The 16171-nt window shown below is 65.3% G+C and carries 13 protein-coding genes; 6 read left to right on the top strand and 7 right to left on the bottom strand.

What is annotated here, in order from left to right; translation table 11 throughout:
- Positions 1–339, top strand: a 339-nt coding sequence (locus tag F7P65_RS21985; RefSeq protein WP_162854588.1) for a hypothetical protein, incomplete at its 5' end; no start/stop codon positions are given.
- Here F7P65_RS21985 and F7P65_RS09795 read toward each other — a convergent pair.
- Positions 326–2716 (bottom strand): hypothetical protein, encoded by a 2391-nt coding sequence (locus tag F7P65_RS09795; RefSeq protein ID WP_150291550.1) that lies wholly within the window; start codon positions 2714–2716, stop codon positions 326–328. The two genes, F7P65_RS21985 and F7P65_RS09795, sit on opposite strands and share 14 nt — an antisense overlap.
- 326 nt (positions 2717–3042) lie before the next feature.
- On the opposite strand from F7P65_RS09795, the gene F7P65_RS09790 reads away from it, so the two are divergent.
- Both F7P65_RS09790 and F7P65_RS09785 read left to right on the top strand, forming a co-directional pair.
- Positions 3043–3840, top strand: coding sequence for a DUF2189 domain-containing protein (locus F7P65_RS09790; protein ID WP_150291549.1), 798 nt, complete (start codon positions 3043–3045; stop codon positions 3838–3840).
- 140 nt (positions 3841–3980) lie between these two features.
- A complete protein-coding gene (locus F7P65_RS09785; protein WP_150291548.1) occupies positions 3981–5480 on the top strand; it encodes a CoA-acylating methylmalonate-semialdehyde dehydrogenase in 1500 nt (499 codons plus the stop codon).
- A 184-nt stretch (positions 5481–5664) separates the two neighbouring features.
- On the opposite strand, the gene F7P65_RS09780 is transcribed toward F7P65_RS09785, so the two are convergent.
- The 3 genes from F7P65_RS09780 to putA all read right to left on the bottom strand — a co-directional run bounded on the left by F7P65_RS09780 (position 5665) and on the right by putA (position 11210).
- Positions 5665–6204 (bottom strand): nuclear transport factor 2 family protein, encoded by a 540-nt coding sequence (locus tag F7P65_RS09780; protein ID WP_162854587.1) that lies wholly within the window; start codon positions 6202–6204, stop codon positions 5665–5667.
- Between the two features lie 129 nt (positions 6205–6333).
- Positions 6334–7518, bottom strand: coding sequence for an acetyl-CoA C-acyltransferase (locus F7P65_RS09775; RefSeq protein ID WP_150291546.1), 1185 nt, complete (start codon positions 7516–7518; stop codon positions 6334–6336).
- 83 nt (positions 7519–7601) lie between these two features.
- Entirely contained in the window at positions 7602–11210 is a 3609-nt protein-coding gene (gene putA, locus F7P65_RS09770; RefSeq protein ID WP_150291545.1) for a trifunctional transcriptional regulator/proline dehydrogenase/L-glutamate gamma-semialdehyde dehydrogenase, read from the bottom strand.
- 98 nt (positions 11211–11308) lie between these two features.
- Between putA and F7P65_RS09765 the strand changes: the two genes are divergently transcribed.
- Together F7P65_RS09765 and F7P65_RS09760 are read left to right on the top strand one after the other, a co-directional pair.
- Positions 11309–11773, top strand: coding sequence for an Lrp/AsnC family transcriptional regulator (locus tag F7P65_RS09765; protein ID WP_150291544.1), 465 nt, complete (start codon positions 11309–11311; stop codon positions 11771–11773).
- Positions 11774–11956: 183 nt separating this feature from the next.
- Positions 11957–12607, top strand: coding sequence for a protein-L-isoaspartate(D-aspartate) O-methyltransferase (locus tag F7P65_RS09760; RefSeq protein ID WP_150291543.1), 651 nt, complete (start codon positions 11957–11959; stop codon positions 12605–12607).
- Positions 12608–12655: 48 nt separating this feature from the next.
- Here F7P65_RS09760 and F7P65_RS09755 read toward each other — a convergent pair whose 3' ends face one another.
- Both F7P65_RS09755 and F7P65_RS09750 read right to left on the bottom strand, forming a co-directional pair.
- A complete protein-coding gene (locus F7P65_RS09755; protein WP_150291542.1) occupies positions 12656–13519 on the bottom strand; it encodes an SDR family NAD(P)-dependent oxidoreductase in 864 nt (287 codons plus the stop codon).
- 13 nt (positions 13520–13532) lie between these two features.
- On the bottom strand, positions 13533–14612 hold the full coding sequence (locus tag F7P65_RS09750) for an aromatic ring-hydroxylating dioxygenase subunit alpha (protein ID WP_150291541.1): 1080 nt from the start codon (positions 14610–14612) through the stop codon (positions 13533–13535).
- A 250-nt stretch (positions 14613–14862) separates the two neighbouring features.
- Here F7P65_RS09750 and F7P65_RS09745 point away from each other — a divergent pair, with 250 nt between their 5' ends.
- Entirely contained in the window at positions 14863–15651 is a 789-nt protein-coding gene (locus F7P65_RS09745) for an SDR family oxidoreductase (protein ID WP_150291540.1), read from the top strand.
- A gap of 21 nt (positions 15652–15672) precedes the next feature.
- Here F7P65_RS09745 and F7P65_RS09740 read toward each other — a convergent pair whose 3' ends face one another.
- A complete protein-coding gene (locus F7P65_RS09740; RefSeq protein ID WP_150291539.1) occupies positions 15673–16140 on the bottom strand; it encodes a nuclear transport factor 2 family protein in 468 nt (155 codons plus the stop codon).
- Positions 16141–16171: the final 31 nt, after the last annotated feature.

Below are 16171 nucleotides of genomic sequence, written 5' to 3'. Positions count from 1 at the left end.
CATCATACTAACAATGTCAAAGAACTCACCAAAATCAGAAGCGGACAACCAGCACTCCTCGAACTTTCATTCGAGGATTTGGCCATCCTTGATGTTGGCGACCGTTCGCAGCGAAAACCGGAGGTCATCACCGCGTCGGTGGAGTGGCATCTAGGCGTGTCCGATGAGTCGGTCAACAGGAAAAATAGGATTTTTTCAAATTTCCTACAAAAGCCCGGGAAAGGCGAAATTCAGCGCCCATACGGCCAAGGCCGAGGGCCGACACGGGACAAGGGTTCAATCTTCCGCGCCGAGCTTTTGCCAGATCGGCGCGCAGCAAAAACAGTCAACCGACGTTGAGCACAACCGCCTGGTCGCGCGCATCGCGCAATCGGATATAGAGCTTGCCGTCTTTCGGCGCGGGCACGGATAGGCTGGACCCGGTAAAGCCCTGCGCGACCAGCGTCGGCTTTTCAAAGCCCGGCGTGCCGTCCACCGCATCGATCAGGAATAGGTCCCGCCCCCTGATGGTGCAATCCTGCCCTTCGCAGCTGACCCCCTCGATATGCGGCAGGCGCGCCAGCGTCACCAGCGGCTGCCAGTCGCTCATCTCATCCCCCCGCAACAGCCGGAAGCGCAGCGGCCCGGAAACAGGCGCCAGCGCGGCCGGATCGAGCGTCGCCACCATGACATCGGGGCCTGACAGCCGTATGCCGGGCCTGACGAACCTGGCGCCGTCCGCCGGGGCCACCTCCAGCACATCGTTCGGTTGAAAAGCGGCTCCCTGACCCATCCGCACCGAAAAGACCAACCGCCCGTCATCCGGCAGCAAATCCTCTCCCGGAAGCTGCAAGCGCCGCTCTTCGCCCGCCGGGCCGGGCGCAATGCTCTTGCCGATCAAGGTCACGCGGGGCCGCGCCTCCTCAACCGTCGCGGCCAGGTTGACCGAGCGCCCATCCTTCAGGCGCACCCGCGCGGTGGCCTGATCGCCCGACTTCAACGGCGCGCCTTCGCCCTTCGCCGCCAGCCGCAGCCGGTCCACCGACCCATTGCGCACCAGCCCATCGGGTTGCAGCATCATGCCCGACAGTTCGACAGCGGCAACCTGATCCAGCCGCTGCCCGGACAGGGTGGCCCAATTGTCCCCGGCATGGAGACTGAGCCCCTCCAGACGGCTCGCCTGCACATAGGCCCTGAACGGCAGGACGGAGGGTGCCGCCACGCCCTGATATTTGACCTCGACCTTGATATCGCCCGGCTTGCGGTCACTGAGCGGCAAGGACAGCAGCAGCTGGTCCGCCCCCTGCACCTTCCATGGCAGCGACTGCGCGGCGCCGTCCCCCTGCCGCAGCGTCACGCCCTCGACGCAGGCAGGCGCATCGCCGGTGAGGGTCAGCGCATTGTCGCGCCCGACGACCAATGTGGGCACCTCACCCGCCACCTTCCACGGCGCGTCACCGGGCGATTGCAGCGTGAAGTCCGGGCCCTCGAACCGCTCGAATCCCCAAAAACCGTAAACATGCCCTTTCACGGCGCCCGTGAAGGCCGCAGGCAGCGGATCGTTGCTCTTCACCACATAGCCGCCGCGATCCGCCCGCGCCTCCACCGGCAGATCGATCGTCTCGCCGGTCCCGGCGGTCAGCTTCACCATCATGTCCCGCGCATAGGCGGTGGAATAGATGAGCGGCGCACCCTCGACCGGCAGCACCACGCCGGGGCGCGCGGCGCAGATCGGGCCATTGGCGGCGCTGCGCAGACGGGGCGGGCTGTCCGCCTCGATGGAGGGCATGCCAACGACCAGCACCGATTTGGGCTTGCGGAAGGACGGCGCCTTGTTGAGCAGCAGCGAAGCGGACGCGTCGCGCCGCACGCTCAGCGTCGGCAGATAGTCGAATTCCGGACTGCTGAAGGCGCCGAAAATCTTCGCCACGTCGCGCACCACGCCGATATAGGGGCTGTAGAAACCATAGCCCGCCTCCCGCGTGGAACTGAGTTGCAGCGCGAGGTCGGTCGGCGCGCCGGTCAGCGTTTCGGCAATGGAGCTGCTGTGCACATCCGCCAGCACCAGTTGCTCCCGATTTTCGAGCAGGCAGCTTGCCTGAAGCTCGACCACCTTGGACAGGCATTCGTCATTGAGCTTCATCGACAGGCTGCGCGCCAGCGCCGGGGCGACCGAGCGCAGATATTCCGGATGGGTGTTTTCCTGCGCCCGGATCGCCGCCATGAAGGCATCCAGCCGCGAACGGTCGAGCGACGCCTGATTGAGTTCCTGCGTCGCGCGGATGAACTCGCCCGGCTTGCCGCGCACCGCGTCGACGATGGTGCCTTCCGCGCCGCCGGTTTCCGGCACCAGGAACAGGGTCATCTGCCGCGCGCCCTTGGGCACGGTCAGGGTGAGGCTGTTGTCCTTGTCCTTCTTTTTCCAGGTTTCGGCCGCTTTCACCCAATCCTTGGGCGGCGGATTGGTCGCGCCCCGCAAAAATGTCGAAAGCAGCAGGAAACGCGCGCCCTGATCCTCCGGCAGATCGGCCTTGATCGACAGCTTGTCGCCTTCGGCGAGGCTCGGCACCTGCGCGATGGGCAGCGTGACCTTGCCCCGCGTCACCGTGACGCGCAGGCCCGGTCCACTGAGTTCGAAGGGCGCGGGATCGGCCGCCTGCGCCGAGGCGATCGACAGCGCGACGCTCGCCGCGCCGCAGGCCCGGGACAAGGTTCTCAATCGGCTTGGCAACGGCATGATGTTCCGGTTTCTCTTCCAGCGATCGGGACCACGCTGTTCCACATCGGTCCCCCAATTCCAAGAGCGGAACCGATGCAACCGGCTTTGCGATGAAGGGCGAAGGCGACGGGACGAACGGCCCGGCTCGTCCCTTTCGCTTTGGGCGGGACCCGCCTTGGGGAAAGGGTTGGCAAGCCCGGCAATCCGGGTGTAGGATGGCTGCCATTGGCCATGAGGCGCTCCCTCATGCCGAGAGATGTTCGCCCCCAAAGGACGGGCATGTCCCGACAGAGGACCAAAGCAGAGCAACAGCGCGTCATGGCGTTCGGTCAGGAGAGCGAACCATGGCCATTGCCCATCCGTCGCCTGTAGCGTCCGCCAGGGACGATATTTCCATTCGCACCATCACCTTCGACGATCTGCGCATTTCCCTGCGCCAGGGCTGGGACGATTTCCTCGCCAAGCGCGGCGATCTGGTGTTCATCGGCTTCGTTTATCCGGTCATCGTCCTGCTGGCGATCATGTCCGCCAGCCGCATGTCGATCATGCCCCTCGTCTTTCCGCTGGTGGCTGGGTCGGTGCTGCTGGGACCGGCCTTCGCCAGCGGCTTCTACGAACTGGCGCGGCGGCGCGAGGCGGGGCTGGATTCCCGCTGGCGCCATTTCCTGGATGTGGTGCGCAAGCCGGGCACGTCGGCGGTGTTCGATCTCACCTGCGTGACGGCCATGCTGTTCATCGGCTGGATGGCGATGGCCTGGCTGATCTTCCATGTGACGCTGGAAAATGTGCCGGGTTCGACCTCCTCGACGGGCGCCTTCCTCTCCGCAGTGTTCGGCACGGCGGAAGGCTGGCAGATGATCGTCATCGGCAATCTGGTCGGCTTGTGCTTCGCGGTCCTGACGCTGGCGGTCAGCGTCGTGTCCTTCCCGATGGTGGTGGACAAGACGGTGAGTTGGGGCGTGGCGCTGCGGACATCCTTCCGCGTGGCATGGCATAATCCGGTCACGGTCCTGGCCTGGGGCGTGATCGTCGTGGCGCTGCTGTTCGTGGGCGCGCTGCCGGCGCTGGTCGGCCTGGCCGTGGTGTTGCCGGTGCTGGGCTATGCGACCTGGCATCTCTACACCCGCGCCGTGGTGCGGTAACAGACGCGGCCGCCCCGGCGAGCGGGGCGGCCGTCCGTCGGCACCTGCATTTTTGCACAACCAATGTGCCGTCATATCCGTATAAGTGCAAAGCCGATGCGGCTATCGTCGCTCCTGTCTCATCGGCAGGAGAGGTCAATATGCGTTCCATCACCCATTATATCCACGGCACCGCCGCGCCCCTTCCCGGCGCCCGCCTGTCCGACGTGCTCGATCCGGCGACCGGCGCGGTTCAGGCGCAGGTGGAACTCGCCAATCCCGCGCATCTCCAGAAGGCGATCGATTCCGCCCGCGAAGCCCAGCCCGCCTGGGCCGCGATGAACCCTCAGCGCCGCGCCCGCGTGCTGTTCCGCTTCAAGGAACTGATCGAGCAGAATATGGACAACCTCGCCCATCTGCTCTCGTCCGAACATGGCAAGGTGATCGCGGATGCCCGGGGCGACATCCAGCGCGGCCTGGAAGTGGTCGAATTCGCCTGCGGCATCCCCCATCTGCTGAAGGGCGAATATACCGAAGGCGCCGGCCCCGGCATCGACGTCTATTCGATGCGCCAGCCGCTGGGCATCGTCGCGGGCATCACGCCGTTCAACTTCCCGGCGATGATCCCGCTGTGGATGAGCGCCATGGCCATCGCCTGCGGCAACGCCTTCATCCTGAAGCCCTCCGAACGCGATCCCTCCGTGCCCGTGCGCCTCGCCGAACTGGCGATGGAGGCGGGCCTGCCCGCCGGCATCCTGAACGTCGTCCATGGCGACAAGGAAATCGTCGACGCCATTCTCGACCATCCCTACATCAAGGCGGTCAGCTTCGTCGGGTCGTCCGACATCGCCAATTATGTCTATGCCCGTGGCGCGCAGAACGGCAAGCGGGTGCAGGCCATGGGCGGCGCGAAGAACCATGGCATCATCCTGCCCGACGCCGATATGGATCAGGCGGTGGCCGACATTGTCGGCGCGGCCTATGGATCGGCGGGCGAGCGCTGCATGGCGCTGCCGGTCGTGGTGCCGGTCGGCGAAGCGACGGCGGACGCCTTCCGCGCCAAGCTGGTGAGCGCCATCGAAACGCTGCGTCCCGGCATCCCGACCGATCCCGACGCGCAATATGGTCCGCTCGTCACCGACCAGCACAAGGCGCGCGTGGAAAGCTACATCCAGATGGCGGCGGACGAGGGCGCGGAAATCGTCGTCGACGGTCGCGGCTTTGCGCTCCAGGGCTATGAGCAGGGCTTCTACCTGGCCCCGACCCTGATCGACCGGGTGACGCCGCAGATGAAGAGCTATCAGGACGAGATTTTCGGCCCGGTGCTCCAGATCCTGCGCGCCCAGACCTTCGAAGAGGCGCTCAGCTATCCGTCCAGGCATCAATATGGCAATGGCGTCGCCATCTTCACCCGCAATGGCGATTATGCCCGCCGCTTCGCCGCCGATGTCGAAGTCGGCATGGTCGGCATCAACGTGCCGATCCCGGTCCCGGTCGCCTATCACAGCTTCGGCGGCTGGAAGCGCTCGGGCTTCGGCGATCTCGACCAATATGGCATGGACGGCGTGCGCTTCTACACCCGCACCAAGAAGATCACCCAACGCTGGCCCACCGGCGGCGCGGTGGTCGACCAGAGCTTCGTCATCCCGACGATGAAGTGACGGCTATGGGAAGGGGGCGGCGGCGCAGCCCCCTTCCTCTATCCTGGCCGCACCGCTCAGCGGTTCACGGCGGACACCGGCCGCCGGACCGCTTGCCGGCTTCGCGCGCCAGCTTACCGGGGTCAGCCAGGCCGATGAGCTGGCGCACCTGCTCGGGATCGTGCCCGAACAGACCATGGAGCTATTATTGACCCGCATCGGCAAATAACTTCGTTTGCCGATGCAGGATGCGCCAGCCATCCGCTGCGCGGCGATATGATACGCGCACCACGCTGAACGTGTGGTTATGGATATGTCGATCGGATCCGCCTTGCGCCGTCACCCATTGGGTACGGATTTCAGCCACGGCCTCGTTTAAATCGACGGTGATACTGGGAGGCTGGAAGTAATGAAGGCCCGGCTGCGCATGAGCGTTTTTCGAGCAAAATTCCAGCAAGGCCTTCCGGCCGCGAATATTCTGTCCGGTCCGTGTCCCGACCCCAACGATTTCAAATACACCATCTTCATCGAACAGGGACGCCCAGCCATCGCAATCGCCAGCATCGTAGCGACGCGCATATTCTGCCTCGATATCATTCAATGCCAGCCGATCTTCGATGTAGGATAGCCGCTTTTCAACCGTGGAGGCATCCTCGCGACCGCCTTTCCGATGCACCTCACCGGCGTAAAGCGTCGAGGGCAAAACAGCCAATGCCGCCACGACCAACCATATCCCTTTCGCCACCGGCGTCTCCCTTGTCCGCTTCCTCGTGCAAATCGGAAGTCACAGCCTTCGCCCCTGCGCAGCCGGATCGACGCCATGCCGGTACAAGGGCTGCCATCATGTCGCCAACCGCGTCTCCCTCCCTGGCGATCAGACCAGTTCGACCGCCATGGCCGTCGCTTCGCCGCCGCCGATGCAGAGGCTCGCAACGCCGCGCTTGAGGCCGCGATTCTCCAGCGCGGCGAGCAGCGTCACGAGAATGCGCGCGCCCGATGCGCCGATGGGATGGCCGAGCGCCGTCGCGCCGCCATTGACGTTCAGCCTGTCGGCCGGGATGTTCAGTTCCTTGGCCGCAATCATCGCGACCACGGCAAAGGCTTCGTTGACCTCGAACAGGTCGACATCGCCGACCTGCCAGCCCGCTTTGTCCAGCACCTTGCGGATCGCCGGGACGGGCGCGGTCGTGAACTTCGCCGGTTCCTGGGCATGGGCGGCGGTGACGACGACCTTCGCGATCACCGGCAGGCCCAGCCTCTCCGCGACGCTCTGGCGGGTCATCACCAGCGCGGCAGCGCCGTCCGAAATGGAGGAGGCATTGGCGGGCGTGATCGTCCCGTCCTTGACGAAGGCGGGCTTGAGCGTGGGGATTTTCTCCGGCCGCGCCTTGCCCGGCTGTTCGTCGGTATCGACGACCGTGTCGCCGCCCCGGCCGGATATGGTGACGGGCACGATTTCCTTCGCGAAGGCGCCGCTGCCGATGGCGGCGTTGGCGCGTTCGAGCGAGCGGATGGCATAGGCATCCTGTTCCTCGCGCGTGAACTGATAGTCGCGCACCGCTTCCTCGGCAAAGACGCCCATCGCCTTGCCAGGCTCATAGGCGTCCTCCAGCCCATCCATCATCATCGTGTCGACGATGCGGTCATGGCCGATCCGCGCGCCCGAACGATGCTTGGGCAGGGCATAGGGGGCGTTGGTCATGCTTTCCATGCCGCCCGCGACGATGACGTCCGCCGTCCCGGCGGCCAGCGCCTCGGCCGCCATGATCGCCGCCTGCATGCCCGAACCGCACATCTTGTTGACCGTGGTCGCTTCCGTATTCAGCCCCAGCCCCGCGCCCAGCGCCGCCTGCCGCGCGGGCGCCTGACCGAGTCCTGCCGGCAGGACGCAGCCCATATAGATGCGGTCGACCGCACCCGGATCGAGCTTCGCCCGTTCGATCGCGGCCTCCACCGCCGCCGCGCCGAGCTGCGTCGCCTTGAGCGGCGAGAGCGCACCCTGGAAACCGCCCATGGGCGTGCGCGCATAGCCCGCAATGACGACCGGATCCTTGTGCATGTCCAACTCCTCTGCGAAAATTTTTATAGCCGCATTTCTCGTCCGTAAAGCCGCGACGTCGGCGCGGAAAGCCCGGCCGCGGCTCAGCCGATCATCATCAGACTGGCATTGCCCCCCGCAGCGGTGGTGTTGATGGAGGTCGACACCTCCTCCAGCAGCCAGTTGCCATGATAGGCAAGACCCCGGCGCGGGTCGGCGGCGTGGACCGACAGGATCGGGCCGGGCATGTGCACGGCAGCAGCCACCGCTGCTGCCACGCGATCGGTGCCGCCTTCCACCAGGACGGCGGCAAAGGGCCGGTCCGCCCGGGCCGGGAAGACCGCCGTCACGCTTGCGGGCAGACCGCCGGGCAGCGCCATGCCCTCGACAAAGCCGCGATTGCCGGTCGCCAGCACCACCGCCATCTGCTCGATCAGCCCGGCGGGGGTCTGCGGCTTCATCTGGATCAGCCCGCGCGGATGGAGCGCGTAGAGATTGCGTTCCCCGACCGGCCCCGGCAATTCCAGCGCCACGCCCAGCGCCGATTCCTCCCCATGGCGGCGCGCCATGGCGGCGGCGTCCCCGTCGCCCTTGGCGTCGAGCCAGGCGATGAAATCGTGCAGCGGCGAATCCAGATGCCCGGCGCGGGCCATGAACACCGGCGGTTCGACCACCAGCCGCCCCAGATAAAGCGGCCCGCCCGCCTTCGGACCGGTGCCCGACAGGCCGCAGCCGCCAAAGGGCTGGACCCCGACAATCGCGCCGATGACGTTGCGGTTCACATAGATATTGCCGACCTTCACCCGGCCGGTGACATGGGCGATCGTCTCGTCCAGCCGGGTGTGGAGGCCGAAGGTCAGGCCATAGCCGGTCGCGTTGATCGCCTGAATCAGCGGATCCAGCCTTTCCCGACGGAAACGGATGACGTGCAGCACCGGGCCGAAAATCTCTCGCTTCAGATCCGCGATATCCTCGATCTCGACGATCGTTGGCGGGACAAAGGTGCCGTGCCGCGTCTCGGGCGGCAGGTCCAGTTGCTCGACGGATCGGCCAAGGCCGCGCATCGCATCGATATGCGCCTCTATCCCCGCCTTGGCCTCGGCAGTGATGACCGGGCCGATGTCGACCGCCAGCCGGTCGGTGCGGCCGATGCGCAGTTCCCGGAGCGCGCCCTTCAGCATCGCCAGCGTCCGGTCAGCGACATCCTCCTGCAAGCAGAGGATGCGCAACGCCGAACAGCGCTGTCCTGCGCTGTCGAAGGCGGAGGCGATGACATCGGCCACCACCTGCTCCGCCAGCGCGGAGGAATCGACGATCATCGCATTCTGCCCCCCGGTCTCCGCGATCAACGGGATCGGCTTGCCCTCGCGCGACAGGCGGGTGGCCAGCTGGCCCTGGATCAGGCGCGCCACATCGGTCGAACCGGTGAACATGACGCCCGCGGCTTCGGGTGCGGCGACCAGCGCGGCGCCGACGACGCCATCGCCGGGCACCAGTTGCAGCGCATCGGCAGGGATTCCCGCCTCATGGAGCAGGCGCACCGCTTCGGCGGCGATCAGCGGGGTTTCCTCGGCGGGCTTGGCCAGCACCGGATTGCCCGCGACCAGCGCGGCGGCGACCTGCCCGGTGAAGATGGCGAGCGGGAAGTTCCACGGGCTGATGCAGACGACCGGTCCCAGCGCCGTCTGCGCCGGGCCGAAGGTCGTGCGCGCCTGCGCCGCATAATAGCGCAGGAAATCGATTGCCTCGCGCACTTCGGAAATGGCGTTGGGCAGGGACTTGCCCGCCTCCCGCACGATCAGGCCGAGCAGGATCGGCATCCGCGCCTGCATCGCATCGGCGGCCCGATCCAGCGTCGCTGCCCGGTCGGCAACGGGGACGTCATTCCAGTCCGATCCGCTAGCGCGGCGCACGGCGGCGGCGGCCTGTTCGGGCGAGGCTTCGGTCACGGTGCCAACCCGGTCACGATGATCGGCGGGATTGCAAACCGGCCGCGGCGCGCCCTCCCCGCCTTCCGGCGCGGCGGTCCATGCGACGGTCGCGCTCTGTTGAAGCGCGACGGTCAGATCGGCCAGCGCGGCTTCGTCGCTCAGGTCGATGCCAGCCGAATTACGGCGGTCGGGGTAGATGTCGGCGGGCAGCGCGATCTGGTCATGATGCGCGCCGGGGCGGGCCATAGCGCGGACAATCTCGACCGGATCGGCGATCAGCTCCTCCACCGGCACCAGCGGGTCGGCAATGCGGTTGACGAAGGAGGAGTTGGCGCCATTTTCCAGCAGGCGGCGCACCAGATAGGCCAGCAGCGTCTCATGCGTGCCGACCGGCGCGTAGATGCGGCAGGGCCGGTTGAGCCGCGCCGCGCCGACCACCTGCTCGTATAGCGGCTCGCCCATGCCGTGCAGGCATTGGAACTCATAATCGCCGACCGCGAAATCCGGCCCGGCGAGATGATAGATGGTCGCCAGCGTCTGCGCATTATGGGTCGCGAATTGCGGAAACACGGCGTCCGGCGCGGCCAGCAGCTGACGCGCGCAGGCGACATAAGCGATGTCGGTATGGACCTTGCGCGTATAGACCGGGAAATCGGCCAGCCCCTCGACCTGCGCGCGCTTGATCTCCGCGTCCCAATAGGCGCCCTTGACCAGCCGCACCATGATGCGCCGCCCGGCGCGGCGGGCGAGATCGACGATCCAGTCGATCGCATAGGGGCAACGCTTGCCATAGCCTTGCACCACGAAACCCAGGCCGTTCCACCCCGCCAGATCGGGATCGAGCGCAAGACTTTCCAGCAGATCGAGCGAAAGTTCGAGGCGGTCAGCCTCCTCCGCGTCGATGTTGATACCGATGTCATAGCCCTTGGCCAGCAGCGCCAGCTGCTTCACCCGTGGCAACAATTCGTCCATCACCCGGTCGGCCTGGGCGCGGGCATGGCGCGGATGCAGGGCCGACAGCTTGATGGAGATGCCCGGCCCTTCATAGATGCCGCGCCCGGCCGACGCCCGGCCAATGGCGTGGATGGCGCGCTCATAATCCGCATGATAGCGCGCCGCATCGGCGGCCGTCGTCGCCGCCTCCCCCAGCATGTCATAGCTGTAGCGGAAACCCCTAGCCTCCATCTCGCGGGCGCGCTTCAGCGCTTCGGCGATGGTTTCGCCGGTGACGAACTGCTCGCCCATCATCCGCATCGCCAGATCGACGCCGCGGCGGATCACCGGCTCGCCCGCCCGCGCGACCAGCCGCGCGAGCGCCGCGCCCAGCCCCCGGTCATCGACGCTGCCGACCAGCTTGCCGGTGACGACAAGGCCCCAGGTCGCCGCGTTCACGAACAGCGACTTGCCGCCGCCCAGATGCGCGCTCCAGTCGCCATCGGCGATCTTGTCGCGGATCAGCGCGTCGCGCGTCGCCGCGTCGGGAATACGCAGCAGCGCTTCGGCCAGGCACATCAGCGCCACCCCCTCCTGACTGGAGAGCGAATATTCCTGCACCAGCCCTTCGACCCCGTTGCCGCGACGGTTCGCGCGCAGCGCTGTCACCAGCCGACGCGCCGTCTCGCGCGCTTGCCGCCGGGTCGGCTCGTCCAGCGTGGCCGCTTCGATCAGCGGCGCGAGGCATTGGGCCTCGTCCCGGCGACAGGCGGCGGTGATGGCCTGCCGGAGCGGCGACTGTTCGCGAATGGGCGGGGCGAAGGCGGCGAAGGGGCGCTGGCTGGTCATGGCAACAGATTAGCGCAGTTCAGCCTGTCAATCCGACTGAATATTCCCTAATGTTGGTCGAAATGAACTTGTTATCGAACAAGAAGCAGGCGGATGGCATGGATAAGGACGATGAAAAGGTCGAACTGGATGGCTTCGACCGCAAAATTCTCGCTGCCTTGGCGCAGGACGGCCGGATCACCGTGACCGATCTTGCCCGGCAGATCGGGCTGTCGAAAACGCCCTGTCAGATCCGGTTGAAAAGATTGATCGACACGGGCGTCATTCTCGGCTTCCGCGCCGTCACCGATGCCGCCAAGCTGGGGCTCGATCATGTCGCCTTTACCGAGGTCAAATTATCGGACACGCGCGAAAAGGCACTGAACGAGTTCAACGCCGCCGTCCGCCGCATCGCCGAAGTGGAAGAATGCCACATGATCGCCAGCAGCTTCGACTATCTGCTGAAGGTGCGGACGGCGGACATTCGCCGCTATCGCATCGTGTTGGGCGAGAAGATTTCAAGCCTGCCCCATGTCGCCAACACCTCGACATTCGTGGCGATGGAGACCGTCAAGGAACACTAAAACATCGTGCGAAAAAGTGGGCACCGGCTTTTCGTAAAAAACGATGCGACAACCAAGAATTCCAGGTCGTCCGGCGTCGTGGGGCAGCCATGAAGCGGGCAAATATTGTCCATTGCGAAGAGAAGGGGAACGGATAGGATAATGGCCTACCATCCCCTGTCGGACCTGCGTTAGCGCCGTGCCATGACCGACTATGCCCGATTGCGCGACCAGATGGTCGATCGCCAGATCGCCGGACGGGGCATCCGCGACGCCCGGGTTCTTGCAGCGATGCGGACCGTGCCGCGCGAATGCTTCGTGCGCGAGGGAATGGAGGAATTTGCCTATAAAGACGCCGCGCTGCCGATCGAACAGGATCAAACCATATCCCAGCCCTATATCGTCGCGCTGATGCTGGAAGCGGCGGAGGTGCAACCCGGTGCCCGCGTGCTGGAGGTCGGCGCGGGGTCAGGTTATGCGGCGGCCTTGCTCAGTCGGCTCGCCGACCGGGTCTTCGCGATCGAGCGGCATGACGCGCTGGGCCTGCTGGCAAAAGAACGGATGGCGGCGCTGGGCTATGCCAATGTCGAAATTCGCGTGGGGGACGGCACGAGAGGCCTGCCGCCCGAAGCCCCCTTCGATGCGATCCTGGTCGCGGCCGGTGCCCCCGCCGTACCGGAGGCGTTGCGAACCCAATTGAAGGTTGGCGGCCATCTCATCGTTCCAGTCGGCGGTCCCGGACGACAAAGGCTGTGCAAGATCACACGGAAAAGCGCGGACCGCTATGTCGAGCGGGATTTGGGCGCGGTGATGTTCGTGCCGTTGATCGGCGAGCAGGGGTGGCGGGAGGATTGACCCTATGCGGGAAACCAAATTCCGGCTTCCCGCATAGGGTCGATGGCTTCAGGTCACGATGGCGGGATGCGCGATGCGCGGATCGCCCAGCATGGCGCGGTAGGAAGGCGGTGTGCGCCCGCCCGCCTCGGTAATGCCGTAGCGCGCCGCGATCTCGGCGGAGATCAGCGTCTGGCCGTTCAGCTCCGCCAGGTCCAGATCGTCATGGATCGCAGCCAGGATGCGGCCGTTGAATTCCGGCGTCTCGGCATCGGCCATGAACTTTTCATATTGTTCGGGATGTTCGGCCAGCGTCTGCTGGCTGCGTTCGGTCAGCAACGGTCCCATCCAGAGCGAGACGGCCGCCGCGCCCGTGCCGCGCAGATCGACGCCCATATCGGCGGCGAACTTGTCCACGCCCGCCTTCTGCGCGCCATAGGCCGGGCCATGCATATAGCAGACCGAACCGAAGGAGGAGGTGAAGGCAATGAGGCCGCTGCCCGCCGGAACCATCATCCGCGCCGCATGCCAGCTCGCCAGATAGTGCGAACGCAGGCCGACATTCAAAATCTCGACCAGATCGGGCGACTTCTCCCAGAAGGGACCCGGCTTCACCAGATCGTCGTGCAGGGCCGCGACATTGTTGACCAGCAGGTCCAGGCGACCGCTTTCATCGCGCACCTGCTCGAACAGCGCGGCGATGGCGGCGCTGTCGCCATGGTCGACCTGCACCGCGCGGCCTTCTCCGCCCACGGCATCGATCTGTGCGGCGGTGGCGCCGATGGTGCCGGGTAGCGCAGCGTCGCCTTCGCGCACCGTGCGGCCCGTCACATAGACGCGATAGCCCTTTTCCCCCAGCGCCGCCGCGATCCCGCGGCCCGCGCCCCTGCTGGCGCCGGTGACAATCGCCACCGGACGTTCGCTGCGTCCCATGTTCGTCTCCCCGTTACGCGGCTGCGCTGGACTTGCGCTTGTCGAGCGTCACATACGACCCGTTCGCGCGCTTCTGCAGTTCGGGCGCCTTGTCGCGCGAATTGTAGAACTGCTTGTACCAGAGACGGACCTTGCCATAGGGGCCGTCATTGGGAACCACCAGCGGGTTGAGGCACGCACGCTTGTTCTGCCAGATCTCCACGTCCTGCGCGAAGGCCAGACGGTCACCTTCCTGATATTCGAAAGCGGCAGCGCGCAATTCGTCGGTGATCGGTTCCGAACCGTCAGTCACCTGCACCATCAGACCGTGCCAGACGCGGATCTTGCCATCCTCGATCGGGGTGTGGGTGATCAGAATGAAGGATTTGAACGTGCCCTCCATCTCCGACTGGAGGATCGACGGGCCGGTGTACCAGGTGTCCAGCGTCAGCACGTCTTCCGGGTTGAGCGTCAGCGTGCGATGGCCGGCCGCATAATATTGGTGGACGATATGATCCTTGAACTCATTGGCGAAGTAGACAAAGTCCTTGGCGCCATGGATCGGGATGAAATGGCCGAAATCGGCCATATTGTCGACCACCTCGATCGGGTGGATGTCGAGATCGCCCATATGGTCGATCTTCCAGTTCACCCAGCCGGGCGCGTCGTAATGGCCGCCGAAATCGGGCAGGTCATATTCCGGCTCCAGCCCTTCAGGATCGTGCCAGACCCAGATGGTGCCGGCCCGCTCGACCACCGGGAAGGTCTTGAGCTTCGCCGCCTTGGGCACGAAGTCCGAATAGGGAATATGGTTGCACTGGCCGTCCGGGCCATAGCGCCAGCCATGGAAGGGACAGCGGATCGATTCGCCTTCCACCTGCTCGCCGTCGCGCACGATATAGGAAGTCGTGTTCTTCGCCAGATGCGCGCCCATATGCGGGCAATAGGCCTCGACCACATAGGGTTTGCCGCTTTCGCCGCGATAAACCACCAGATCCTGGCCGAAATAGCGGATCGCGCTGGGCGTCGATGTCGCCTCCGCGCTTTCGCCGATCATGAACCAGCCGCGCGGGAAATCGAATTCACCCAGACGGTAGTCCGCAGACTTTGCCATGTTCACATCCTCTAGACAGCGTTCGTGGTCTGCCCATGCCTTAGCATGGTTGGGCAAACGGCGCCAGAGAGGAAGCGCCGGCCACATCGGAAAAATCGGGAACATGCTACGCAAATAACGCCATGATGCGCAAATGCGTCTCTCATTGCGTCCTTGTTATCGCCAAAAATCCTGCGCATTATGATTTTCAGGGCGTCAGAGCGGCGGGCGAATCGGCCCGGTCCGGCCGAATGCCAAGGGAGAGAGAAAGATGCTGCTGAAAGACAAGGTCGTGATCGTTAGCGGGGTCGGCCCCGGCATGGGTCAGGCGCTCGCCCGGATCGCGGCGCGCGAGGGCGCGAGCGTCGTGCTGGGCGCGCGCAATGCAGATTTTCTCGAACAGGTGCGGCGCGAAATCGTCGAGGCGGGCGGCAAGGCCATCGCCGTTTCCTGCGACGTGTCGGACGCCGACCAGTGCGCCGCGCTGGCGCGGCAGGCGGCGGAGGCCTTTGGCGGCCGGGTCCATGGCCTGGTCAACAGCGCCTATTTCCATGGCGACTGGGCCTTTGTCGAAAATGGCGACCCGGCCGATTTCGCCAAGACCTTCGACATCAATTGCGTGGGCGCGCTGCGGCTGACGCAGGCATGCATCCCCTATCTGAAGGACGGCGGCGCGGTGGTGAACGTGTCGACCATGGCATCGGTTCGCCCCTTCGGCACCGAACATGGCATGGAAATGAGCTATGCCGTCGCCAAGGGCGCGCTCAACACGCTCAGCAAATATATGGCGACTGACCTCGGACGGCACGGCATTCGCGTCAACACCTGCCGCATGGGCTGGATTCACGGCGAGCCGGTGGAACAGCATATCCAGGCGCAGGTCGATGCCGGGCTGAACCGCGACGATGTGGTCCATGGCATCACGAAGGATATTCCGATCGGCATCATCCCGCCCGAGGCGGACTGCGCCCGGGCGGTGCTGATGCTGCTGTCGGACTATGCCCGCGTGGTGAGCGGCGCGACGCTGGACGTGAATGGCGGGCACTGGATGGCGCCCTGAACGGAGACTGCCGCCTTCCCGTCAGCGGTCGGTTTCGGCCAATGTCGGGATAGGCGACATCGGCGGAGCGTTATGGGCATAACCCATTTCCTCATGACGTTCCGCGATGCGCCAGCCGCTTTCGGTGCGGACCAGCCGGTCGCGATACCAGAGGCCGACGAAGAACAGCTGCTCCGTCCCATCTTCGGCCCGATGCAGCATGGGGTTGAACAGGATGGAGCGGCAGCGCGCGCTGTCGCCGTCCAGTTCCAGCTTCGGGGCCGCAACCATATGCTGGAAGAAGGGAAAGCGCGCCATCGCAACGGCAAGCCAGCGCTTGATCTGCGCCACGCCGCCCCTCGCGCCACCGGTTTCGCTATAGTCGATCACCGCATCGGGGGTGAAGATGTCGTCCAGCGCGTCCCAGTCGCGCGTGTCAATCGCATGGGTGTAACGGGTGAGGAGATCCTGAATCTCCAGCCGGTCGGACATTTCCTGCAAGGACAGCATGGCCTGCTCCTCTCCTGTTCGTCGAAACCGT

The organism is Sphingobium estronivorans, from assembly GCF_008692605.1.
Taxonomy (GTDB): Bacteria; Pseudomonadota; Alphaproteobacteria; order Sphingomonadales; family Sphingomonadaceae; genus Sphingobium; species Sphingobium estronivorans.
The sequence above is the reverse complement of the archived record's forward strand: the minus strand, read 5'-3'. Positions and strand labels throughout refer to the sequence as shown.